This is a genomic window from Paraflavisolibacter caeni (assembly GCF_025628885.1).
Lineage (GTDB): Bacteria > Bacteroidota > Bacteroidia > Chitinophagales > Chitinophagaceae > Flavisolibacter > Flavisolibacter caeni.
In genome coordinates this window covers 76307-99303 of the sequence record NZ_JAOTIF010000015.1, presented here as the reverse complement: position 1 = coordinate 99303, position 22997 = coordinate 76307, and the positions used below count along the sequence as shown (strand labels likewise).

The window sequence follows — 22997 nt, the reverse complement described above, 5'->3', positions numbered from 1 at the left end:
TTTGGATCAATCAGGTTCGGATATTCCTATTAGATTTGCTACCAAAATAATTTTTTTATGTTGAAGAGAACCCTTTTCTGTCTTGCTGCAGTTTGCCTTATGATTATTGCAGATGCACAACAAATCAAAATTCCAGCTCCAAGCCCTACTCAAACTATCAAACAAGATTTTGGGATTTCTACGATTGAGTTAACTTATTCCCGCCCCAATATGCGCGGCCGAACCATATTTGGAGACCTGGTACCTTATGGGAAGTTATGGCGCACGGGTGCTAATGCGGCAACACGTATTAAGTTTGCAGATGATGTAAGTGTTGGTGGCGTTCCTGTAAAAGCTGGGGACTATGTTTTATATACCATTCCTAATCCTAACGAGTGGGAAGTAATTCTCAACAAAGGCATTAATAACTGGGGTATCGATGGATATAAGGAAAGTGATGACGTAGCCCGTTTTAAGGTTAAGACCATGAATGCACCTATGCAGACAGAGACATTTACCATGCAGTTTGTCAATGTGATGCCTTCCAGTACAGACCTGCGCATTATTTGGGATAAGACAGCTGTCCAGGTCCCCATTACAATGGATGTTGATTCAAAAGTGATGGCCCAGATCAATAATGCTATGAATAAAGACAATCGCCCCTATTTTCAGTCTGCCATGTATTATATGGAATCGGGCAAAGACCTGAAACAGGCGCTTGCATGGTTTGATAAAGCTATAGAACAAAACCCTAATGCCTTCTGGATACATTACCAAAGAGCCAATGCACTGGCAAAGCTTGGCCGTAAAGTAGAAGCCAAAACTGCCGCTATGAAATCTTTGGAACTGGCCAAACAGCAGAACAATAATGATTACATAAGCTTAAATGAAAAGCTGATTGCGGGTTTGAAGTAGTTGGCATAACATTTTGATATCTATTCCAAAGCTCTTTTATGGAAAAGAATCAAGTAAACCCCGACCGTAACCGTCCTGCTGATAAAGGAAGAAATAATGACCCCTACACCAGGGATGATTCCGGACAGCGACCTGGTGCGAGTACCATGAGCGAGAGTGAACATGATGAGGAATTAAACAGAAAACTCAGCAGAACAGCTTCTGACAACTTCAGAGAAAAGGATTTCGGAGCTGATGCAGATCCTGATTTTGATGAAGTCGTAGATGATATTGATGATGATAGTTAAGAAAGTAGAGGAATTACCACTCGACACAATTTCGGTGGCAGTCTCAATAAAATTTTTTAATTTTTAAGAAACAGTAATATGAGGTTCCTGTTTCTTGTGGCTGCCACTTTTTTTCTTTACAATACAGGTTGCACACAAAACACACCCAATGCTCCTCAAATTAACCAGGATAAAGTTGTAGGGGGGCCTTGTGAGGGCTGTGAAGCGATATATGAATCGCCTGTTCCTTTTACGAAACTTCACTCAACAGATACGTTGCCTGACATCAACGAAAAAGGCCCTCAGTTATTAATTCATGGAACTGTATTCAAAAATGATGGTAGAACACCTGCCTCCGATGTTGTCTTATATATATACCATACTGATCAAAAAGGAATTTACCCTAAAAAGGGTAATGAAACAGGTTGGGCTAAGAGGCACGGGTATATTCGGGGTTGGGCTAAGACCGGCCCAGACGGACATTACTCATTTTATACACTGAAGCCAGCCCCATATCCCGGAGGAAGCATAGCGGCTCATATCCATATTATCATCAAAGAACCTGGTAAAACGCCTTACTGGATTGATGAGTATTTATTTGATAACGATCCACTTCTTAGGGCGGGGCAACGTTCACAAGCTCAAAACAAAGGAGGCTCCGGCATTCTGCATCTCGTCAAAAAAGGAAATCTATTAATTGGTCAGCGCGATATTATACTAGGAAAAAACATTGAGCACTATTAGCCTCCCAAATTTCCACAGTCTGTATTAGCTTATATAGTTTCTTTCGCCAAAGATCAAGCTTCCGATGCGCACCATGTTGCTACCCTCTTCTATTGCGATTAAATAATCGCCACTCATTCCCATTGACAATGTCTGTATTTTACAGTTTGCAATTTGAACGTGCTTATATTTTTCGAAGATTGATTTCAGGTATTTAAATTCTTTTCGTACTTGTTCTTTATTGTCTGTAAAAGAAGCCATTCCCATGAAGCCTTCGACCATGATATTTTGCAATGCTGACAGCTGATTTTGGTTTGCATTGAACATCTGGTCCAGTTCATTTTCGTCCAAACCGAATTTTGTCTCCTCCTGCGCTATATGCACCTGCAACAATACATGGATGACCCTATTGTTTTTTGCAGCCTGTTTATTGATCTCAACCAGCAGCTTATAGCTATCCACACCATGTATCAAATGAACAAAAGATGCTATATATTTTACTTTATTTGATTGCAAATGCCCTATAAAATGCCAATGTATTTCCTGTGGCAGTTGCGCCTGCTTGTCCACTAGTTCCTGAACATAATTCTCTCCAAAGTCGCGCTGCCCCAGGTCATATAATTCTTTGATGCTTTCTTGCGGTTTTGTTTTGCTTACTGCAACCAGAGTTACTCCTTTTTCTGTTAAATCTTTAATAATAGCCGTGTAAGTATTCTTTTTGATCATCAGTTTTTCCAGTGAATTTTTGCAAAAGTAAAGGGTAAAAGGTTCTGGTAAGGGATATTGATTTTGGGACTGGTGGGATTTAAAAAGTGGTTTTGAATTTGCTGTTCAAGAAGAAAGACACCACCATGAAAACCATTTTCCTGCTCCTACTCATTTTAATTGCCCTGAACATTCAGTTAACCAATGCACAGCCAACCAGTAAGTACCATGCAAAGCTTGTAGCTCTCGACAATGTTTATGAAGGAGATGTAGACCTCAACTTGTATGGACAAAATCCATCACTTGTCAAAATGGAATGGACTGAGATTTCGCCAGACAGTACCAAAAAAACAATTCATCGTGTACAGTATGATATGGAAGCTGTCCTGTCTTTTATTATTGACAAGGATACATTTTATGTTAAAAACCTTGTTGACGATGAAGAAAAAGTAAGGCCTTATTACCTGGTTCGAAAAGTATATGGTAATGACATTGTGGCTTTATATCAGTATACTTCTAAAGAGGGTGTCAAGAGAATTTATATTGGTTTACCAAGGCGAGACCCCTATTATGTGCAACATCCTTTTTTTACCGATGGAACAAACATGTATACAGCCTTTGTATATTTTAAAGATTGTGATGCTTTATACCAAAAAATGAAAGCAGAGCAGGATGGCTATTGGTTTAAAAAGGGAGCTACGGATGAACAGTGTGTTTCCATCTGGAAAAGAATTATTGATGAATATATGAATTGTAAGAAGTGAGGAGGCGATTGGTACAAATATATTATTTCAGAATCTCCCTACTTATGACAATGCGTTGAACTTCACTGGTGCCTTCATAAATCTGGGTGATCTTGGCATCACGCATTAGTCGCTCCACATGGTATTCTTTTACGTAGCCATAGCCACCATGAATCTGAACGGCCTCAATTGTCGTCCACATGGCGGTTTCGGATGCGTACACCTTTGCCATAGAAGAACTGAAAGTGTAATCACGATCCTGGTCTTTATCCCAGGCAGCTTTCAAACAAAGAGATCTTGCGGCTTCGATGCGAGTAGCCATGTCTGCTAGTTTGAAAGCAATGGTTTGGTGGTTCATGATCTCAGTACCAAAAGCCTTTCGGGTCTTTGAATAATTCAGGGCTCTTTCATATGCGCCAGATGCTATGCCTAAAGCCTGTGAAGCAATACCGATACGCCCGCCGGCAAGGGTTTTCATAGCGAACTTAAAGCCGAAGCCTTCCTCACCAATCCTATTTTCCTTGGGAACTCTAACATCGTTGAACATGATTGTATGAGTATCTGACGCACGGATACCCAGCTTGTTTTCCTTACCCCCCACAACAACGCCTGGCCAGTTTTTTTCTACGATAAACGTAGTAATGCCTTTAGCCCCCTTTGAATAGTCTGTTTGTGCCATTACCAGGTAAACAGAAGCTGTTCCACCATTTGTAATCCAATTTTTGGTACCATTCAGCAGGTAATAATCACCTTTGTCTTCAGCTGTAGTACGTTGTGAGGTAGCATCACTTCCGGCTTCCGGTTCACTAAGCAGAAAGGCGCCTGTAAAAAGAGCTTCATCTTTTTTACCCTGGGCCAAAGGGATGAGGTATTTTTGTTTTTGTTCTTCCGTACCATACTTTTCTATTCCCCAGCATACCAGGCTATTGTTCACGCTCATGCATACACTAACAGATGCATCCACTTTGCTGATCTCCTCCATGGCTAGTACATAACTTATGGTATCGAGACCACTACCACCATAATTGGGATCAACCATCATTCCCAGAAAACCCAGATCGGCTAACTTTACAATCTGTTCATAAGGGAATTTCATCTTTTCATCTCGTTCGATAACACCTGGCAAACATTCATTCTGAGCGAAATCACGCGCAGCCTGTTGAATCATTAAATGCTCTTCACTTAATTTAAAATCCATAGCAAGCAATTATTTCTATAAATATAATTGAGTTTACTTTCAGGATCAATAATGAAGCCGTTTCTAATAAAATATTAATTTTATTTGTGTACACACCAAAAACAAAGCCCCAACCTTATAAGATTGGGGCCTTGTTCTTTTCGACAAATGATTTAGATCACTTCTCCTTCCAAATCATAGTCATAAGCCTTTGTAATTTTCACATTATAAAAATTACCAGCTTGTAGTTTCTTATCGCTCTGGATAATTACCTCGTTATCTACTTCAACACTATCAAATTCTGTTCGCCCAATATACCTTCCTGCTTCCTTTTTATCAACTAAAACCTTGTAGGTCTGTCCTACCCTATCCTGGTTCTTTTCATAACTGATTTCCTGTTGAACGGACATAATGTCTTCGGCACGTCGTTGCTTTTCCTCAGCAGAAATGTTGTCTTTCAAGTCAAATGCAGAAGTATTTTCCTCGTGCGAGTAGGTAAAAATTCCCACCCTGTCGAAGCGTTGTTTTTCCAGGAACGTTTTCAGTTCTTCCACATCGTCCAAGGTTTCACCAGGGAAACCTGTAATAAGTGTCGTACGCAAACAGATACCAGGTACTGTCTCTCTTATTTGCTGTACCAATTCTTCCATTTCCACCCTTGTAATCTGCCGTTTCATTGCCTTCAGCATATTATCTGCGGCGTGCTGCAAAGGCATATCCAGGTAATTACAGATATTAGGACGTTCGCGCATTACATCCAGTATGTCCATTGGGAATTTATGAGGATAAGCATAATGTAAACGTATCCATTCGATTCCGGGCACATCACTTAAGCGTTTAAGCAGATCGGACAGCATACGTTTTTTATACAGGTCCAGACCGTAATAGGTCAATTCCTGAGCTATGAGCATGATCTCTTTAACACCACGCCTTGCCAGGGATTCAGCCTCTTTTACCAAGTCTTCGATTGAGCGGCTTAGGTGCCCACCACGCATTAGAGGGATGGCACAGAAAGAACAAGTACGATTACAACCCTCTGAAATCTTCAAATAAGCATAGTGCTGAGGCGTAGCCAGGAGGCGTTCACCCAGGAGTTCGCTCTTGTAATCAGCTTCAAACTTCTTCAGGATCAGGGGGAGTTCCATGGTGCCAAAAAAGGCATCCACCTCAGGAATACTTTGTTCCAGGTCCTCCCGGTAGCGCTGGCTTAAACAACCTGTCACGTACACCTTGTCCAGTTTTCCCTTCTGCTTTAATTCAACCTGCTGTAAAATGGTATTTACAGATTCTTCTTTAGCTTTATCAATGAATCCACAGGTGTTTACAATCACAATATTGTGATCGCGCTTATTGCTTTCATGCACTACGTCAATTTCATTGGCCAGCAGTTGCCCACTCAGCACTTCACTGTCGACCATGTTTTTGCTGCAACCCAGCGTAATGATATTGACTTTATCCTTTTTAAGAGTTTTTGCCTTCATAATCCCAATTCCGCTTGTTGCGGAATGATTTTGTGAGGCGCAAAGTTCGCTAAAAGGAGCGGGAATAGTGTTAAAAAAACCAAATAACCGGAAATTAAGATGGTTTACCCATCACGTACATTTCTTCCAATGTTGGTGTTGGGCTTCCTCCTTTACGTTCCAAGGTAATTGCAAAGGCGTCTGCCTTTTGAAATACTTTCATTTTTTGAACGCCATGTTTGGGGATATCCATCACACCTGCGTCAACTGGTTTGCCACCAACTATTGCCCATAGCTGGTATTGTTTATGAGAAGGCGTTTGAGGTAAAGAAATATCTGCAATATAAACTTCCTTTGTATCTGTGTCCCAGAACACTTGAGCGGCGGCTTTGGGCTTTCCAGGAACACTGAGCAGTCTTATTTTTATGTATTTATCGTTTTCATACATTTTAAGCATTTCCGAAGCCGCCAGGTTTAGCCTTTGTTGCTCCACCAGATTCCTATTGATGGAATTTACCCTTTGCTCCAAAGAAACAAGCTCTTTTTTATTTTCACGATTCTGTGAGGCTAGAAGAATAACAATGCCCAAAGCAAGTAGCAACCCAATCATAGAGGCAGCCTGTAACCAGTTATATCTTTTCATAGGCCTAATAATAGCAGAATCCGTTGAGGTATTATTAGCTTCCGCCGCTTCATTGACAGGTAAAGAAACAATTTCAGCACCAGCGTTGTGATCATCTACATTTAGACTTCTCAGCCTTTCCATTAAATTAGCTTTCACACCAGCAGAAGGATTTCTTTCAGAGGTACGGGCAAAATCTTCTATAGTTCCGGAAATCCTGTCCAATTCCAGTCGTACTTCCGGGAGGAGCACAGCCAATTGCTCTATTTTGTAAGCTTCCTCTTCGGGCAACATACCCAAAAGGTAAAGCTCCAAATCTCCTGATGATATGATACAACTTAAATCCACTTATGAGTTATTTTTTCCAATGAGTGTCCGTAATTGAATCAAAGTTGAGCGTATTCTTGTTTTGACCGTTCCTAAAGGCAAGTTCAGCAATTTTGAGATCTCTTCCTGAGTATACCCTTGAAAATAAGCCAGTTCCAGTAATTTTCTATTCTCATCCGGCAGTTGGTTCATTGTATTTTTCAGGCCTATATCATTGATGATCGCCTGCTCACTTCTTTTTTCATATACGTCTTCTTTCAGCTCAGTAGTTTTCGTTTGTTTGTTATAATCTTTTGAACGGATACGATCAATCGCCAGATTGCGTGTAATGTTCAACATCCATGTAAATAAACGTCCCCTTGAAGCATCATAAGAAGTGATATTCTGCCATAGCCTGATAAAAACCTCCTGCAAGACGTCTTCGGCGACTTCCTGTTGTGGAATGATCTGATAGATAATATTGAATAAAGCCTTCGAGTAATGGTCGTATAAATAACTATAAGCCTGCTCGTCATGTGCCAGCAGGCCTTGTATCAGACTGGTTTCCGTATAGTTTTGAGAAGGAGGCAACTTTGAAAAAGGGTGTATTATTTTTCTTTTTCAAGACTGAATAAACTGTCGACAAACTCATGTTTGTCAAAAACGAGCAAATCTTCCATTTTTTCGCCCACACCGATAAACTTTACTGGTATTTTGAACTGATTGGCAATGGCTAAAACCACACCACCTTTCGCCGTACCATCCAGTTTGGTAATCGCCATTGCGGTAACGTCAGTTGCTGCTGTAAAATGTTTTGCCTGTTCCAAAGCGTTTTGGCCAGTTGAGCCGTCAAGCACCAACAACACTTCATGAGGCGCTTCAGGAATTACTTTTTGGATCACTCTTCTGATTTTGCTGAGTTCATCCATCAGGTGTATCTTATTATGTAAACGACCAGCTGTATCAATCAAAACTACGTCAGCTTGGCGCGAAACAGCGCTTTGCACAGTATCAAACGCCACAGCAGCAGGGTCGGAACCCATAGCCTGTTTGATAATAGGCACATCAGCCCTTTCGCTCCAAATGGTCAATTGATCAACAGCAGCAGCTCTGAAAGTATCTGCAGCTCCCAATAAAACGGATTTTCCTGCTTTTTTAAAATTATAAGCCAGTTTACCTATGGTTGTTGTTTTACCCACGCCATTAACGCCAACGACAAGGATGACATAAGGTTTAGAAGGCAGGTCTGTATGGAAATCGTATGAATTTGCAGAAGGAGCATCTACGAGGGTTTCTTCAATCTCTTGCTGCAAAATACTATTCAATTCTTTGCTATCCAGGTACTTATCCCTGGCAACTCTTTTTTCTATGCGTTCAATGATCTGCACAGTCGTTTCAATACCTACATCTGCAGAAACCAACGCTTCTTCCAGGTCATCCAGCACCTCTTCATCCACCGTACTTTTACCAGCTATGGCTTTAGATACTTTCGTTAAGAAGTTCTCTTTTGTCTTCTGCAGCCCTTCATCCAGACTTTGTTTTTCTTTTTTACCGAATATTTTATCAAAAAAGCCCATAAAAATTAATGATTTATGAAGTACGATTAAGATTTAAAGATAGGAATCAGACAGATATTGTTTTAAAAAGAGGTATATGGCCAAAGAAAAAGCTGCCTCTGGGAGACAGCTTTTTCTTGAATTGTTAACCTTAAAAAAATTATTTCTGTGCTAAGAAGTCTTTTACTTTATCCTTGTGCACGATAGCCTCTTTAAAAGTGTAGGCACCAGTTTTAGGGCTACGCACAGCTTTAATTACTTTGCTCCAGTTTTTAGCTTCGGCGGCTGCTTTCTGGTCTTTAGTTTTGATCGCGGTTTTTGCTGCTTTTGCCATGGTAATATTATTTTGAAAATTAGCAAATTAGCAAATGTGAGAATGATTTACAGGTTCTCATATTTGCTAATTTTCAGATTGTTATTTAATTTCTTTGTGAACAGTTACCTTTTTCAGGTTAGGATTGTATTTTTTCAACTCCAAACGCTCAGGATTGTTCTTTTTATTTTTTTCAGTAATGTAACGGCTGGTGCCTGGAACATCTGTATTTTTTTGTTCAGTGCATTCTAAGATTACCTGAACACGATTACCTTTCTTTGCCATGATAATTAATTTGATAATTAGCTGATTCTTATATCAGCCTTTTTAATTAAATATGTTGACCTTGAGCTCTAAGCTCTTTTACAACATTATACAATCCTCTCTTATTAATTGTGCGAATGCCATCCGCGGACAATTTTAAAGTAACCCATTTGTTTTCTTCAGCTAAAAAGAAACGCTTTGTTTGCAAATTGGGCAAAAAACGGCGTTTAGTTTTAATGTTTGAATGGGAAACATAATTACCGCCAATTGGTGTTTTGCCCGTCACCTGACATACTCGAGCCATGACTTGGAAAATTTTGGACGGCGAAGGTAAGGGAAAAATTAATATTTGGTAACTTAGACGAGAGTTTTTTTTGTATTCTGATAATATTAGCAATTCTTTTTCAAAGGCTTATCGTCTACCTGGAGTAATTTATCCAAACGGATGGATAAACCTTCTTCAGTTTTCAGATATTGCTCATCCCCTATTAAATAAATCCCGGTTATTCTTGCCTTAATTTCCGGAGTTCCGCCGTTTTCTGCTTCAAATTTAATGTAACAGAGCTTTTTCATTGCGGCCAGAACTTCTAATTCTTCAAGAATTTCATTATTTATCGGTTTAAATTCATCCATATTATTTTTTTTAATTAGTTCTACAAAGGTAAGAATGGCCCTTTTTACTTATAGTTGAACTAAAAATAATGTAGAAACACGGTAAAAGGGTTATCTAAGTATGGCCGTCCTTTGTGTTTTCTATAATTTCATTTAGTTTCGCCCCCGCATTCTAATTATCAATTGCTCAATGCCAACGATAGCCAATATTTTAGAAGGTTCAAACTGGCATGCGCAAATTAAAAATCAAAAATCACAATCATGGCTTACGATGTAGTTGTTATTGGTAGCGGTCCTGGTGGTTATGTAGCTGCCATCCGCGCTGCTCAATTAGGCTTAAAAACGGCTGTAATCGAAAAAGAAAGTTTAGGCGGCGTTTGTTTGAACTGGGGTTGCATTCCCACTAAAGCATTATTAAAGAGCGCACAGGTTTATGATTATATCAAACATGCCAAAGATTTTGGTATTGAAGCTACCGGACAACACAACTTTGAAGCGGTTATCAAACGTAGTCGCGGTGTAGCCGACAAGATGAGTAAGGGTGTTCAGTTTTTGATGAGGAAAAACAAAATTGACGTTATCAATGGCTTTGGTAAAGTTGTAGCAAAAGGAAAAATTGAAGTTTCAGCTGCTGATGGCCAAAAGCAAACCGTTGAAGCCAAGCATATCATTCTTGCCACAGGCGGACGCAGCCGTAAATTGCCCTCAATGCCAATTGATGGTAAAAAGATCATTGGCTACCGTGAAGCCATGGTTCTTCCGCAGCAGCCTAAATCCATGATCGTTGTTGGCAGCGGTGCTATCGGCGTTGAATTCGGCTATTTCTATAATACCCTTGGAACAAAGGTTACCATTGTTGAGTTTATGCCAAGTGTTGTGCCTGTAGAAGACGAGGATATTTCCAAAGAATTGGAAAAGAGCCTCAAAAAACAAGGTATTGACATTATGACCAGCAGCGAAGTAACCAAGGTGGATACTTCAGGTGCAGGTGTAAAAGCCACTGTAAAAACTGCTAATGGGGAAGTTACTCTTGAAGCAGATATACTTTTGAGTGCTGTTGGTGTTACAGCCAATATTGAAGGTATCGGGCTAGAAGAACTGGGCATCAAAACAGAAAGAGGGTTAATCACTGTTGATAAGTATTACCAGACCAATGTACCAGGTATCTATGCCATTGGTGACTGCGTGCCTGGCCAAGCACTGGCTCACGTAGCTTCCAAAGAAGGTATTATTTGCGTAGAAAACATTGCCTATAATGAAAAGAAATACAACCACCAGCCTGAACCACTGGATTATGGAAATGTACCAGGTTGTACTTATTGCTCTCCAGAAGTAGCGTCTGTTGGTTTAACAGAGAAGAAAGCAAAAGAAGCTGGATATGAGATCAAAGTTGGTAAATTCCCATTAAGTGCATCAGGTAAAGCGTCAGCTGCCGGACACACTGAAGGCTTCGTGAAGGTAATCTTTGATGCCAAATATGGTGAATGGTTAGGTACCCACATGATTGGTTATAACGTAACTGAATTGATCGCAGAAACAGTTACTGCCCGTAAACTAGAAACTACTTACCACGAGGTATTAAACAGCATTCACCCGCACCCCACTATCAGCGAAAGCATTAAGGATGCCATTGAGGTGGCTTATGGTGAGGCGATCCATTTATAATTGTGATTAAAATTGATCAATAAAAAGCCCGTCCGCTTACTGTGGACGGGCTTTTTTGATGCAGCGTTCGCTGTAGAAATAGAATCTTAATCAATAGGTCCTTTTCTGCGTTTTTAAGAATTAACCATGAAAAAAGCCCAGCTTCTATTTCTTACCATTTGTACTATGTACTTTGCGGAAGGACAAGAAGCAGCAAACTCGCTAAATACTACTTTAAAATGGGGGCCTTCAGGTTTAATTCTAGGGAATATAAGTTTACAGGGAGAATACAGTTTTGGGAAACAGTCCCTGACTGCGAAAATTGGTATTCCGGTCAATTCTCACCATACACTTAAATATGATGGTCGTGATGCCGAATTTGATATGAAGGCCATATCATTCCTAGCGGGTTACCGCTCCTATTTTTCAAAAAAAAAACTAAAAGGCTTGTATTTTGAGCCTTATTTTAAATATGTACATCAATCCAGTGAGGGCTCAGGAATCGGTAAGTTTTCCAACCGCCACGTGTATCTCAACTTTACTAATGAATATAATGGCATTGGCTTAGGCATTCAGCTGGGAAGTCAATTTTTGATTGGGAAACGATTCATAATCGATTTCTTTTTCCTTGGTCCTGAAATTAATTCTGCATCCAATGATTTTAAAGCAATCGAAAACTCGCCAAACAGTTCCTGGTCCTGGACGAGTGCAGAGTCAAAGGATGCAGAATGGGATATCCGCAGTTTCATCAAGAAATTTCCTTTCCTAAAAAACAATACCATAGTAAGGGCTGATGCGACTAACCGTACAGTAACAGCAAACTTTCAGGGAGCCATCCCTGGCATTCGGATCGGCCTGGCATTGGGCGTGGCGCTATAAGGCCAAATGAACAGCCATCAATTTGCGAATACTTTCTTCAGGATATCGCTCGTTCTAGCTAAAGGATCTTTCCTGATCTTTTGCTCTTCTAATCCCAATTGATAAAAAATACCAGTCAATGATTTTTCAGTAACATAAGCAGACAAGTCAGTATTTACTTTTTCCTTTCCGAATTTATTATAAGTTGTAAACAGAGTATTCCAATATTTAGTAGCATTCACTTTTTTCAACGAGCTGTCAATAACCGGGCGGAAGGCTTCCGTTAAAGATTGTGTAGTTTTTCCTTTCAGATAATTAGTAGCAGCAAAGTCACCGCCTTTCAATATACTTAAGGCATCTTCGAAGCTCATTTGTTTTACGGCATTAATAAAAATTGGAGCGGCATTTTTTGCAGCATCTTCCGCAGCCCTGTTCATTGCCAGAATGGCATTATCCACCTGCTTGCCCATTCCAAAGTCGCGCAATGTATTTTCTACTTTTTTTGCATCCGGAGGCATCAAAATTTTTAATGCAGCATCTTTAAAAAAGCCATCAACTGCAGACAGTTTAGAAGAGCCTCTTTGCGCCCCTACCTGAAGTGCTTCTTTTAGACCGCTGATAATTTCACTATTGGTTAATCCTCCTTTTTGTCCTGAAGCTGTTAGAATGTTATTAATTGAAATTTTTCCAGTGGAGTCTTTTTTCACTACATTTTTGACCAGGCCTTTAAATCCTTGAGCGTGTAAAGTGGTAGTCAAAAAAGTAAATAAGGTACAGATAAAGAAAAATTGTTTCATAAATTAAGTTTCTGTTTCAAAAGTAGGGTTATAGAATTTAAAGCATGGTTAAAGGTTGATGACAGATGGCTGATCATAGAAATCTTAATAATTGTAAGAGCGGGTGGTGCATTATAAACTTGATAGATCTATTGACTTATTTTTTTAAATTTAGTTTACTATTATGATCAGTATCTGGGAAAAAGAAACCTTTTTTGCGCCTCAGGATGTCATTATAATCGGAAGTGGATTTGTAGGACTTTGGTGTGCATTCTATTTAAAGAAAAGAGCTCCTGACCTAAAAATTACAATTATTGAGAGAGGCGTCATTCCAACGGGAGCGAGTAATCGTAATGCGGGATTTGCCTGCTTTGGAAGTTTGAGTGAATTAATTGCAGATGAAACCCAAATGGGTACTGATAAAATGCTGCAATTGGTTGATATGAGGTATAAAGGATTATTGCGCATTCAGAAGTATTTCCCTGATTCCAAGATTGACTTTGAACGATGTGGAGGTTATGAACTTTACGATGAGAAGGATAGAATGTCCAAAAATGAATTAGAAGCCGGGGTTGATCGTATCAATTCGTTATTACACCCTATTACCGGTAATAAAAGGACTTTTAGATTTGATGATGAACATATTCATTTATTTGGATTTGGAGAAACGAGCCATTTGATAAAAAATGGCCTGGAAGGTTCTCTCCATTCCGGGAAGTTATTACAATCATTGTTGCAGCATGTACATTCAAAAGGTGTCCAGGTTCTTAATAATATTGAAGTCAAAAGCTTTCATCCCAATGAAAACGTCATTGAGCTTAAGACCAATTTCTCAACCAGCTTTTCCTGCAAACAATTATTGATCTGCACCAATGCTTATGCGAAAGAACTCTTGCCAGAAACAGATATTATACCAGCCCGTGGCCAAATTCTGCTGACATCTCCTATACAAGGGTTGCCATGGAAAGGAACTTTCCATTCAGATCAGGGTTATTATTACTTCCGGAATTTCGGGAACAGGGTCTTACTAGGCGGAGCCAGGAATAAAGCATTTGCAGAAGAACAAACAACAGAATTAAAAACAACTGAACTTATTCAATCAGAGCTAGAAAGGTATCTAGAAGATGTAGTGTTACCTCGCTTTAAAAAACAATATGTCATCGAGCACAGGTGGAGCGGCATCATGGCTATGGGGAGTGAAAAGATGCCTATCATACAGCAATTAATGCCAGGCGTATTCTGTGCAATCCGAATGAGTGGAATGGGCGTAGCACTTGCACCGATGGTTGGGAAGATTATGGCGAAAATGATGGCTAGTGAGCAGGAGCCGTTTTCATAAATTTCAGGTATGTCCGTTTATCCGTTTTTTCCAGTAGAACAAAATAGAGTCCCTGACTCAATGCTGTTACCTGAACTAATTGTGATAGAGATGTAATCCTCATCTTTTGCAAGATGATTCCATTCATATTCATGATCTTTATTTCGCTTCCGATCCAACTTTCATCATTTAGTTTCAAGGTAAACCCGCTTGTCGCAGGATTGGGATACAAGAGCACATCTGAAATCGTATTTTTTACACTATTGCCAATTGTCTCTGAATTGGGTTCAGTAGTTTCAGCAACCGGTGTATCAATTATGTTTGCAGCATTCAATCCTTTGCTATTCAATAAAGAATAACGGAAACCATTGTTCAGGAAGCTACCTCTCATTTTTTCTTTTTGACCTTTTGTGAACAGGTACATACAAGCATCGCTGGTAAAGTCCATATAGTTCATGTACATATCACCCAAATCAGAAGATCCGCAGGTAGCCCGGAAGCCTGTTGGGCATCCTGTTGTAAATCCAGCTTGGGGAGGGGTATCTTCCACCTCGTCGTCACCACAGGGTGCGTCTCCCCAAATGTGCTTTAATCCCAGCCAATGACCAGTTTCATGTACCAAAGTTCTACCTAAATTAAACGCGCCCGTAATGCCAATAGTACCAAATACTTTATTGGAAATAACGATACCATCTTTTTCTACCGGGCCATTTATTGCACTGGAATAACCCAGCGTTTTATTTATACTCCCTACCCAGATATTTAAATAACTCTTGCTATCCCATGCATCATCGCCACCCTGAGCATTAAATTTAATTTTATCATCCAAGGCCCACTCTTTCACCTGCGTTTGCTTCCGGACGATGCCATTAGAGGCACGCCCCTGGGGATCAACAACAGCCAATTGAAATTCAATTTCCACATCGGCAGCTAATAATTTAAAACGCTCAGGAATATTTAGCGTATCACTATTTCTTTTCCTGAAATCACGGTTCAAAGCGTCAATCTGGCTTTTCACCTGATCATCAGAAATATTCTGTGTTGCTGTATTATATAGAATATGTACCACAACAGGAATGCGGATCAGAGATGATATTGAAGCCTCACCCATTACAGAAACTGAAGAAGGACCATTCTGTTGCACGATCTTATTCGCTATTTTCAAATGACTCATAACCGGAAGGACAATAGAATTCCCATTCAGTGACTCGACTGTGAAACACGCTCTTTGGGCCCATAAATGCGATGATAATAAAGCGATTGCCGCTATCAGTATTGCTCTCATTATTCCAAAAGTTGGCAGTGAGCATAGGAATCAGAATTGGAGGCGTTTTAAACTGATATTGGAAGAAAGGGAATATTAATTGGAAAATCCGGATACAGGCTTAAGAGAGGATTTTTTAAAGGATAAATGCATGATTGTGTCGTAAATCTAAATATTTACCATTAAAAACGCAACCCATTCTACTACATTTGTTTAACAAATGAGGACATTTGCAAACATTATTTTTGCTCCATGAAAACCTTTGGAACTCTTCTTTTATATTTCAGTCTTTTATGCATGGTAAGTTGTACTAATTCTACAGATAATACCAATAGCGACAACAGCCCAGAAAGTTCTGTAAAGCGTATATCCTATTCAATAACGGGTGTTTATCCACACGACACTTCTTCATTCACACAGGGATTAGCTTTTTACAAGGGTCAGTTGCTGGAAGGCACTGGATATGAAGGGAAGTCGAAACTGATGCATATGGACATCAAAACCGGGAAGCCCGTAAAAGCAGTTCGACTTGATACTACAATCTTTGGTGAAGGCGTTACTGTAATCAACGATACGATTTACCAACTTACATGGAAAAACAATATTGTACTTGTTTACTCTGCCCAGGATCTCAAAAAAATCAAAGAATTTCCATTGAATACTGATGGCTGGGGGCTCGCCAATGACGGTAAGAACCTTATTGTTAGTGATGGCAGTAGCAACCTGTATTTTTATGAGCCATCCACTTTCAGATTATTGCGGACTCAAAGTGTTACCGAAGATGGCAGCCCTGTTTCGAACATCAATGAGCTGGAATACATTAATGGGTATATTTATGCTAATCAGTGGCAGTATAATTATATTTTAAAAATTGATCCTAACAACGGTATTGTCGTAGCAAAAATGGATTTAACTGAATTGGTTAATCGTGTCCAGGCAAAAATTCCAGGTATTGACACAGGAACAGTTGCCACTTTGAATGGCATTGCTTATGACCCGCAGACCAATAAGATTTATGTAACCGGTAAATATTGGCCTGAACTGTATGAAATACAGTTTGAACATTAAACCAAACCGCGGATTTGCAAGAATTAATCAGTATTCTTTGTAATTATATAGATCAATGAGCTACAGCGGTCTTTATTCATGAGGGCTTTGAGGTTTGACCTCAGTCCGCTGATTGCGGCTCCTAACCAGTTTGTATAACCATTGCGATACTTGGAACTTAAAAGGCTGATATAAAAAGAATCGAACCACATTGGCTTTTTAGCAGTTACTTTCATTCCATGCTGCTTCATTAACACCTGAATTGCCTGCGGTGTAAAATGATACAGATGCCGCGGCACATCGTAGGCAGCCCATTTTAAGCGGTATATTTCAGAATCCAGTGATTGATAATTGGGCACGGCAATGAAAAGCTGCCCATTCTCTTTCAGTAAGGTCTTCAATTGTTCGACATAATTATGAAGATCATGTACGTGTTCGAGTACATGCCAAAGGGAAATAGCATCAAACGAAGAAGGACGGAAGTCGAAAAGAGCGGATGGTTGCTTTATAGAAAGTTGAAAAAGTTCCTTAGCCAACCTTCTCGCGTCCTCATCAGGCTCCGCCCCTTCCACCTGCCAGCCTTTATTTTTCATTACATTAATAAAAGCTCCAATGCCGCAGCCAACATCCAACATGCTACCCTGTTTCAAACCGGTTGTGTGTATCAAGAGATTGGCTTTTTGGTTCAAAGTGAAATTTCTCACTCCCTGGTAAAGCTTATTTAACAAGCCTTTATTAATGTTGGTATGTGAAATATAGTCCGGAGACTTGTAATAGGGACCAATAGAAGTTTCGTCCGGAACATCCTGCGTAAAACGCAAAGAGCATTGCTCACATTGCCAAATAACAAATTGTTCTCCGCTAACAGATTCATCTTTAACCGTTAGTAATGGATGAATACTTGTACTGTTGCAAACAGGACAAGATGTATAATGCACTATTCCGTTCATAAGGAGCGCAAAGTAAAACAAATGAGGGATGACGAATAAATTATCTGCTTTTCTCTATTTTAATTTTCATTTGATTGCCTGAAGAAGATGGTTTCATACCTTGCTTATAAAAATGAAAACCAATAAATGCAATACTAAGCAAAATGAGAACCCAGGCTATAATCATTACCGGAGAACGCTTCTTTTCCGGTACCTCAACATATTCATCCAGGCCGGTCTGCACTTCTTTATCCCCCATCAAAACAGTTTGCTGATTCCTGTCTCGAAGTACTCTCTCTGCCGGTACCGGCTGTAACAGCAGATCCTTTTGTGGGTCAACCTGAAAATTGATGATACCATCTGAAAGCTTCAAGGTTCCTAATCCCTTCCATAAAAGAGCATCATTATAAAGACTACTTTTTAAAGATTCGCCAAACCTTTCCAGTTCAAAAAGTGCCTGAGCTTTATCACAATGCAGGGTTGATGCCAGATAAGACAACTGATGTTCTTTAACTACCAGTTGGTTAGAAAACATAATATCATAACCAGGAGGATGCATCAATTTATTCACTATATCTAAACTCGCCGGAACTTCAATTAATTTAAAAGCACCAATCCCGGGGATGTTCATTTCCCTGTATTGAAAGAAGTATTTTGTTAATATTACGAACACTACTTATTGTTTTGGGCGAACGAAAATATGATACCTCCGAGGAAGTTAAACCCATAAACAGGATATCTGTTCCAGCGCTGGTATTCTTTGTTCAAAATGTTATTGAACTGGGCCCAGACTTTCATGTTTTTCAAAATTGCAAATTCTGCACCACCACTTAAATCAATAGCACCGTTCAAGCGTTTTGAATCGCCATTTTCATTGTGATATTTTGATCCTTCGAATGCGTACAGATCACCAGTAATGAAAAGATCTTTCATTACCTGAATGCGCATTTTGGTTGTAAACTCCATTGGAAGAAGCCCCCAAGCTTTATCATGCACATCTGTAGTATACTGATTGAATGTTAGGTTAGATATCAAAGAAAAGGTTTCTCCAACATTATAACCAAGTTCGCCGCCTACATGAACAACTTTCATTTTTGCCTCGTTCAAGATCACAAAGGACTTACCATCTATATTATCATTCAGGAACAGAGGTTGGTTATTGTACTTATTGAAACCTAATTTTGCGCCATAGCTAAAGTGATCACCTACAGACCCTTTCAATCCTGCATAGCGCTCTTCAATAGTAGTATTGTAAACATCCTGAGGCGCCCAGATCCAAGGATTGAAGCCTGCCAAATATTGATATCCAGAATATCTCAAATAACCAACCCAGCCCAATTGAAATGAAAAGCTCTTATCAGCTGATCCAAATTCAGCCATTATGTTTGGCAGCAATTTAAAGTCACCATTGTTCCATGCAGGTCTAATACCAGCCTGGATATTAGCATTTGGAGTCTTAAATAATATTGATGGCGCAATGGTAACAAAGTTATTATTGTCAGCATCCTTGTTATCAGGTTTGTAACGGTTCAGGCTTGCTTCCAAGGCAACATCAACAGCAAATATTTTTCCTACTTCCTTTTGTATGGGCAGTTTGATATAAGTATTACTTTCTGAGTTGCTTAAACCATCGTTAAAAACATCAACCTTGATTTCAGGTGCATAAGAAATACCGTATTGTGTTCGGTTAATATTGTGAACACCGACGCGACCGCGCCATGTTTGGTAGTGTACAGCCAGTGAATCATCCGGAAAGACCAGATCTTTTGGCTGGTAGCCATATTTATTATATTTCTCCTGAAAGCCTCCTATCCGCGCGGTCCACTCCATATTTTTAGCTGTTTGGTAAAACCCGTTTACGTCTACATTGGTGTTGCGGTAATCCTGAAAGTTTTGTTTGCCCTTGGATGAAATATGTTTTGCATAAACATTTAGTCCAGCAGTTTTGCCATCACCGAGAGATAAGCCAGCCTGCAAAAAAGGTGTTGTCAGGTTACCAAATCCAGCCTTTATATAACTATCATTATTCCACCGGCCGCCGGTATCAACATGCAAAGCCAACGGTTTTAAAGAGCCGGGCTGGAAAGCGAATACCAGGTTTTGGTTGGGGATATTATACTGCAAGCGGGGCTTGATTGTATCTGCAGTCGGTGGTGTCGCATTAAAATTAATCTTGGCAGATTCTTTTAAAACTGGCTTATATGTAGAAGTAATATTGACTTCTCTTTTGCGTAAGGTATCTTGTGCCGCAACTGAAAAACTCACCAAAAGCGCAAAGGAAATTATGAAGGATGATTTCATATGAAAAATGAAACTTCTGATTTAAAAACTTTTAATAATTAATTTAGTTTGACTTCTCTCTTACTGATCTTTATTTACTCACCTTGCTGTTCTTACTTTCCTCTTCAATCACTTTTTGCAGCTTTGCCTGTGCTTCTGATTTCAGTTCAGCATTCAGGCTGTTTTCCACAACACTTTGGAAGGTAGCCTTTGCATTGAAGTAGTCCTTTTGTTTGAAATAAATATCTCCCAGCAAAATATAAGCTTTTGTTACCCACCAGTCATAGGATCCTGATTTGTTAATTACTTCGAAAGCGGCCTTTTCTGCATCGGCCAGGTGATCAGTCATCAACCAGGTATTTGCAATTTCATACCTTGCCTCTGCAGCCAGGGCTGCTTTATTAAGAGAAACAACAGATTTAAAGTTTGAAATTGCTACATCATATTGGCCATTGATCTGTGCAGACTTTCCTATAGCCATATTTGCCAGTACTTTATCTTCTGCACTACTTCCTTTTTGAGCCAGAAGGTCTTTGGCATTATCCACTGCTTCGGCCCATTTCTGCTGTTGGTACTGGCTGCGTAACAATCCTCTCATTGCCTCTAACCGGCTTTCCTGGCTGGAGGTAATTTGTTTTAATTGAGCAAAATACTTCTCGGCATCAGGATAGTTCTTCAACTCGAAGAAATTGATACGGGCTGCCTGAAGAATGGCTCTTTCAGCAAAAGTATTGGGAGCCCTTTCTGCCACAGCCTGGTAGTTCGTTAATGCATTCTTCCAATCTTTACGGCTATTATAGATCTCTCCCCTGAAATAATAGGCGTTCGTGGCATAGCTACCATTTGCGAACCGGTTCAAATAAGAATTAAAACCTTCGAGAGCTGAATTGACATTACCATTTTCATATTGAATTTCAGCTGCGGCAAATGCCAAAGAATCTTCTGCGCTGACAGACAATGGCTTTCCTGCCTGACGCATTACTTCGGCATATTCATTTGGACGACCAGTTTCGACATAAATTGATTTTAGATTATCCAATGCAGTTTCTGCCTCCGGTGAATTCGGATAATCATTCACCACTTTCCTATATTGTGAGATCGCCTCACCCTGGTTGTTCAGGTTATAATTAGCAATGCCCAATTTGAGATAGGCCTGTGGTTTCAAACTTGTATTGGCTGTAGCTTTTGTAATGGTATTCAGGTAAGGAATTGCGTCACGGTAACGCTGATCAGCCAGATAAGTATTGGCGATTTCCATATTACCATCCATGACTAATGGTGACTGTGGGAATTTGCGGATCAATGTATTCATCAAGTTCACCTTCTCTGTGGCATTGTTGATACCCGCTATCATTGCTTTCTGGAATGTTGCATAATCTTCAGCAGCCCATGAATAGCGGATGACATTATCATACATGGTACGAGCCTGTGTAAAGCTTCGGTTCATATAGTAAGCGTCAGCTGTACGCACGTATGCATCCTGTGTTACAGGGTCAGCATTCAAGGCTGCATTTTTAGAAATGGGTTCAAAGAATGACTGGGCTACCGGATAATTTTCCTTTTTATAGTAGGCATAGCCTAAATTATATTTTACATTTTTTGCATTGGCTTCTCCATTTGAAGGAGCGCCTGCATCGAGGTAAGCATTGTAATATCGAATGGCATCATCCACACGATTGGTACGGTATGCTAATTCACCTTTCCAGAAATTAATGAAAGGCAAAACTGGGGCATTGTTAGGATCCTTAAGAGCTTTATCCAACAAAGCTTCAGCATCTGCAAAACGGCCATCATTAATCAACTCTGTTGCACGACCATACAATATCCTTGGATATAAACGCCTGGCATTAACGGATGGAGTTTTTAAACTTTCCAGGAGCGTCAATGCATCTCTGTAGTTATTTGTATTGGCTAAAGCACCTACCAACAAATCTGCAGCTTCTTCCTTGTAGGGTGAATTCGGATAATCATTCAAGAAAGAACGTAAGCTCCGTAAAGCTTCATCCTGGTAGCCTAACTCATAAGAGAGTTTCGCATAATTAAACTTTGAGATTTCCCTTTGGGATTGGTTGCTGTTGTTGGCAGCGCTGAACATAAATGCATTGCGGGCATTTGACTTCTGACCGATATGGAGATAAGAATCGCCCAACAAATACATTGCATGCTGGCTCAATGAATCCTGGCTACCACTTAATTGTTTAAAACCATCAATGGCTTTACTAAACTGATTGGCCTGGTAATAAGCATATGAAAGTTCGTAAATGTCTTCCCTGCGTACCTTCTTTGAGCGGGTTACATAATCGTCCAGAAAAGGCAACGCTTTATCATATTGATGTTTTTCAAAGTAGGCATGTCCTAATAGTTGTTTTAACTCCAGGTCGTAATATTGAGATTTGCCTTGTTTCATTTTTTTCTCGGCATAAGCTACTGCTTCATCCTTGCGGCCCTGCACGTAATAGATTTGCGCTATATAATAAGGAACAATCGCTTCGTATTCAGGGTGGTTTTCCACAACACGGAAGCTTTCCAACGCATCGGAATAATTACGGTCGCGGAAGGCTATAAACCCGTAATAATAATTTGCATCAATGTAATTGGAATCATTTTTCATTTGCCTTATACTATTAAGCAAGGGTTTCGCCTGTGCAAATTGCTGCAGGGTAAAATAAGAATAGCCCTGGTGAAATTTCATTTCTGATATTTCCTCATTGCTTAAGTTGGCAATATTGGCTTTTTCGTATAAGGTAACGGCATCAGAAAATCGTTGCTGGCGAAAATAATACTCAGCCAGGTGATAGCTCAACATTTGTGAGCGGGAGTTATTTTTAGTCAGGTTAATATATTCCACTGCATTTTGTTCAGCCCGGCCTTCATTCTGCTTTAACTCACAGACAATTGTATAGTAATTAACCTCCTGAATTACAACCGTATTGTTGATCTTATCCGTTTCACGCAGTGACTGTTGCAATTCTTTTAAAATAGGATACGAAAGGCTATATTGCTCTTTTTGAAAATATTCTTTAGCCTCATAAAATTTCTCCTGTGGATTTTTATTCGAGTATGTCTGTTGCGCATTGGCAACAGTTAGTAAAAAACAGAAAGAGGGGAGTAAACAAGATTTCTTCATATTCTTTCCTTTAGCCGTAAAGTAAACGCTGTAAATATTCAAATTATTTTGGCCTTAGCCAAATAGCGTTCCAATATCAAAAGAAACTGTTAATCCCCTAACAGGTTTAACAA

The 22997-nt window shown here is 39.7% G+C and carries 24 protein-coding genes; 8 read left to right on the top strand and 16 right to left on the bottom strand.

Going from position 1 to position 22997, the window contains the following annotated elements:
- Positions 1–57: 57 nt before the first annotated feature.
- From OCK74_RS17005 to OCK74_RS16995, 3 genes are all read left to right on the top strand, one after another.
- Positions 58–894 (top strand): DUF2911 domain-containing protein, encoded by an 837-nt coding sequence (locus tag OCK74_RS17005; RefSeq protein WP_279298261.1) that lies wholly within the window; start codon positions 58–60, stop codon positions 892–894.
- Positions 895–932: 38 nt separating this feature from the next.
- A complete protein-coding gene (locus OCK74_RS17000) occupies positions 933–1181 on the top strand; it encodes a hypothetical protein (RefSeq protein ID WP_279298260.1) in 249 nt (82 codons plus the stop codon).
- A 78-nt stretch (positions 1182–1259) separates the two neighbouring features.
- Positions 1260–1904 (top strand): dioxygenase family protein, encoded by a 645-nt coding sequence (locus OCK74_RS16995; protein WP_279298259.1) that lies wholly within the window; start codon positions 1260–1262, stop codon positions 1902–1904.
- Positions 1905–1928: 24 nt separating this feature from the next.
- On the opposite strand, the gene OCK74_RS16990 is transcribed toward OCK74_RS16995, so the two are convergent.
- The gene (locus OCK74_RS16990; RefSeq protein ID WP_279298258.1) at positions 1929–2609 is read right to left on the bottom strand and encodes a YggS family pyridoxal phosphate-dependent enzyme; all 681 of its coding nucleotides are present in this window, start codon (positions 2607–2609) and stop codon (positions 1929–1931) included.
- A 92-nt stretch (positions 2610–2701) separates the two neighbouring features.
- Here OCK74_RS16990 and OCK74_RS16985 point away from each other — a divergent pair, with 92 nt between their 5' ends.
- A complete protein-coding gene (locus tag OCK74_RS16985) occupies positions 2702–3352 on the top strand; it encodes a hypothetical protein (RefSeq protein ID WP_279298257.1) in 651 nt (216 codons plus the stop codon).
- A gap of 22 nt (positions 3353–3374) precedes the next feature.
- Here OCK74_RS16985 and OCK74_RS16980 read toward each other — a convergent pair whose 3' ends face one another.
- The 9 genes from OCK74_RS16980 to OCK74_RS16940 all read right to left on the bottom strand — a co-directional run bounded on the left by OCK74_RS16980 (position 3375) and on the right by OCK74_RS16940 (position 9662).
- Complete coding sequence (locus OCK74_RS16980) at positions 3375–4529, bottom strand: acyl-CoA dehydrogenase (protein WP_279298256.1); 1155 nt, start codon at positions 4527–4529, stop codon at positions 3375–3377.
- A gap of 152 nt (positions 4530–4681) precedes the next feature.
- Positions 4682–5989 carry a 30S ribosomal protein S12 methylthiotransferase RimO gene (gene rimO, locus OCK74_RS16975; protein WP_279298255.1) on the bottom strand — a complete coding sequence of 436 codons (1308 nt, stop codon included), beginning with the start codon at positions 5987–5989 and terminating at the stop codon, positions 4682–4684.
- Between the two features lie 94 nt (positions 5990–6083).
- A complete protein-coding gene (locus tag OCK74_RS16970; protein WP_279298254.1) occupies positions 6084–6938 on the bottom strand; it encodes an anti-sigma factor in 855 nt (284 codons plus the stop codon).
- On the bottom strand, positions 6939–7487 hold the full coding sequence (locus tag OCK74_RS16965) for an RNA polymerase sigma factor (RefSeq protein ID WP_279298253.1): 549 nt from the start codon (positions 7485–7487) through the stop codon (positions 6939–6941).
- Between the two features lie 17 nt (positions 7488–7504).
- Positions 7505–8473, bottom strand: coding sequence for a signal recognition particle-docking protein FtsY (gene ftsY, locus OCK74_RS16960; protein WP_279298252.1), 969 nt, complete (start codon positions 8471–8473; stop codon positions 7505–7507).
- Positions 8474–8612: 139 nt separating this feature from the next.
- The gene (locus OCK74_RS16955) at positions 8613–8786 is read right to left on the bottom strand and encodes a DUF4295 family protein (protein WP_279298251.1); all 174 of its coding nucleotides are present in this window, start codon (positions 8784–8786) and stop codon (positions 8613–8615) included.
- Between the two features lie 81 nt (positions 8787–8867).
- Positions 8868–9050, bottom strand: a complete 183-nt coding sequence (gene rpmG, locus OCK74_RS16950; RefSeq protein ID WP_279298250.1) for a 50S ribosomal protein L33 — start codon at positions 9048–9050, stop codon at positions 8868–8870.
- Positions 9051–9096: 46 nt separating this feature from the next.
- On the bottom strand, positions 9097–9333 hold the full coding sequence (gene rpmB, locus OCK74_RS16945; RefSeq protein ID WP_279298249.1) for a 50S ribosomal protein L28: 237 nt from the start codon (positions 9331–9333) through the stop codon (positions 9097–9099).
- An 86-nt stretch (positions 9334–9419) separates the two neighbouring features.
- Positions 9420–9662 (bottom strand): hypothetical protein, encoded by a 243-nt coding sequence (locus tag OCK74_RS16940; RefSeq protein ID WP_279298248.1) that lies wholly within the window; start codon positions 9660–9662, stop codon positions 9420–9422.
- A 240-nt stretch (positions 9663–9902) separates the two neighbouring features.
- Between OCK74_RS16940 and lpdA the strand changes: the two genes are divergently transcribed.
- Both lpdA and OCK74_RS16930 read left to right on the top strand, forming a co-directional pair.
- The gene (gene lpdA, locus OCK74_RS16935) at positions 9903–11306 is read left to right on the top strand and encodes a dihydrolipoyl dehydrogenase (RefSeq protein WP_279298247.1); all 1404 of its coding nucleotides are present in this window, start codon (positions 9903–9905) and stop codon (positions 11304–11306) included.
- 126 nt (positions 11307–11432) lie between these two features.
- Positions 11433–12164 (top strand): hypothetical protein, encoded by a 732-nt coding sequence (locus OCK74_RS16930; protein ID WP_279298246.1) that lies wholly within the window; start codon positions 11433–11435, stop codon positions 12162–12164.
- A gap of 17 nt (positions 12165–12181) precedes the next feature.
- On the opposite strand, the gene OCK74_RS16925 is transcribed toward OCK74_RS16930, so the two are convergent.
- Complete coding sequence (locus OCK74_RS16925) at positions 12182–12940, bottom strand: DUF4197 domain-containing protein (protein ID WP_279298245.1); 759 nt, start codon at positions 12938–12940, stop codon at positions 12182–12184.
- A gap of 163 nt (positions 12941–13103) precedes the next feature.
- Between OCK74_RS16925 and OCK74_RS16920 the strand changes: the two genes are divergently transcribed.
- Positions 13104–14258: an NAD(P)/FAD-dependent oxidoreductase gene (locus OCK74_RS16920; protein WP_279298244.1), complete on the top strand. Its 1155-nt coding sequence runs from the start codon at positions 13104–13106 to the stop codon at positions 14256–14258.
- Here the strand turns inward: OCK74_RS16920 and OCK74_RS16915 are convergent.
- Entirely contained in the window at positions 14233–15522 is a 1290-nt protein-coding gene (locus OCK74_RS16915) for a M43 family zinc metalloprotease (protein ID WP_279298243.1), read from the bottom strand. The two genes, OCK74_RS16920 and OCK74_RS16915, sit on opposite strands and share 26 nt — an antisense overlap.
- Positions 15523–15753: 231 nt before the next feature.
- On the opposite strand from OCK74_RS16915, the gene OCK74_RS16910 reads away from it, so the two are divergent.
- Positions 15754–16569 (top strand): glutaminyl-peptide cyclotransferase, encoded by an 816-nt coding sequence (locus tag OCK74_RS16910; RefSeq protein WP_279298242.1) that lies wholly within the window; start codon positions 15754–15756, stop codon positions 16567–16569.
- 23 nt (positions 16570–16592) lie between these two features.
- Here the strand turns inward: OCK74_RS16910 and OCK74_RS16905 are convergent, their stop codons facing one another.
- From OCK74_RS16905 to OCK74_RS16890, 4 genes are all read right to left on the bottom strand, one after another.
- Positions 16593–17498 (bottom strand): class I SAM-dependent methyltransferase, encoded by a 906-nt coding sequence (locus OCK74_RS16905; protein WP_279298241.1) that lies wholly within the window; start codon positions 17496–17498, stop codon positions 16593–16595.
- Between the two features lie 40 nt (positions 17499–17538).
- A complete protein-coding gene (locus tag OCK74_RS16900) occupies positions 17539–18150 on the bottom strand; it encodes a hypothetical protein (RefSeq protein ID WP_279298240.1) in 612 nt (203 codons plus the stop codon).
- Complete coding sequence (locus OCK74_RS16895) at positions 18150–19778, bottom strand: TonB-dependent receptor (RefSeq protein WP_279298239.1); 1629 nt, start codon at positions 19776–19778, stop codon at positions 18150–18152. The genes OCK74_RS16900 and OCK74_RS16895 overlap by 1 nt, the downstream gene beginning before the upstream one ends.
- Before the next feature lie 70 nt (positions 19779–19848).
- Complete coding sequence (locus tag OCK74_RS16890) at positions 19849–22884, bottom strand: tetratricopeptide repeat protein (RefSeq protein WP_279298238.1); 3036 nt, start codon at positions 22882–22884, stop codon at positions 19849–19851.
- Positions 22885–22997: the final 113 nt, after the last annotated feature.

Excerpts from the sequence above, each read along its gene's own strand:
- OCK74_RS16915 (WP_279298243.1), bottom strand. The coding sequence starts at position 15,522 with ATGAGAGCAATACTGATAGCGGCAATCGCTTTATTATCATCGCATTTA.
- OCK74_RS16980 (WP_279298256.1), bottom strand. The coding sequence starts at position 4,529 with ATGGATTTTAAATTAAGTGAAGAGCATTTAATGATTCAACAGGCTGCG.
- OCK74_RS16955 (WP_279298251.1), bottom strand. The coding sequence starts at position 8,786 with ATGGCAAAAGCAGCAAAAACCGCGATCAAAACTAAAGACCAGAAAGCA.
- rpmG (WP_279298250.1), bottom strand. The coding sequence starts at position 9,050 with ATGGCAAAGAAAGGTAATCGTGTTCAGGTAATCTTAGAATGCACTGAA.
- ftsY (WP_279298252.1), bottom strand. The coding sequence starts at position 8,473 with ATGGGCTTTTTTGATAAAATATTCGGTAAAAAAGAAAAACAAAGTCTG.
- OCK74_RS16940 (WP_279298248.1), bottom strand. The coding sequence starts at position 9,662 with ATGGATGAATTTAAACCGATAAATAATGAAATTCTTGAAGAATTAGAA.
- OCK74_RS16920 (WP_279298244.1), top strand. The coding sequence starts at position 13,104 with ATGATCAGTATCTGGGAAAAAGAAACCTTTTTTGCGCCTCAGGATGTC.
- OCK74_RS16930 (WP_279298246.1), top strand. The coding sequence starts at position 11,433 with ATGAAAAAAGCCCAGCTTCTATTTCTTACCATTTGTACTATGTACTTT.
- OCK74_RS17000 (WP_279298260.1), top strand. The coding sequence starts at position 933 with ATGGAAAAGAATCAAGTAAACCCCGACCGTAACCGTCCTGCTGATAAA.
- OCK74_RS16905 (WP_279298241.1), bottom strand. The coding sequence starts at position 17,498 with ATGAACGGAATAGTGCATTATACATCTTGTCCTGTTTGCAACAGTACA.
- OCK74_RS16895 (WP_279298239.1), bottom strand. The coding sequence starts at position 19,778 with ATGAAATCATCCTTCATAATTTCCTTTGCGCTTTTGGTGAGTTTTTCA.
- OCK74_RS16995 (WP_279298259.1), top strand. The coding sequence starts at position 1,260 with ATGAGGTTCCTGTTTCTTGTGGCTGCCACTTTTTTTCTTTACAATACA.
- lpdA (WP_279298247.1), top strand. The coding sequence starts at position 9,903 with ATGGCTTACGATGTAGTTGTTATTGGTAGCGGTCCTGGTGGTTATGTA.
- rimO (WP_279298255.1), bottom strand. The coding sequence starts at position 5,989 with ATGAAGGCAAAAACTCTTAAAAAGGATAAAGTCAATATCATTACGCTG.
- OCK74_RS16925 (WP_279298245.1), bottom strand. The coding sequence starts at position 12,940 with ATGAAACAATTTTTCTTTATCTGTACCTTATTTACTTTTTTGACTACC.
- rpmB (WP_279298249.1), bottom strand. The coding sequence starts at position 9,333 with ATGGCTCGAGTATGTCAGGTGACGGGCAAAACACCAATTGGCGGTAAT.
- OCK74_RS16990 (WP_279298258.1), bottom strand. The coding sequence starts at position 2,609 with ATGATCAAAAAGAATACTTACACGGCTATTATTAAAGATTTAACAGAA.
- OCK74_RS16890 (WP_279298238.1), bottom strand. The coding sequence starts at position 22,884 with ATGAAGAAATCTTGTTTACTCCCCTCTTTCTGTTTTTTACTAACTGTT.
- OCK74_RS16910 (WP_279298242.1), top strand. The coding sequence starts at position 15,754 with ATGAAAACCTTTGGAACTCTTCTTTTATATTTCAGTCTTTTATGCATG.
- OCK74_RS17005 (WP_279298261.1), top strand. The coding sequence starts at position 58 with ATGTTGAAGAGAACCCTTTTCTGTCTTGCTGCAGTTTGCCTTATGATT.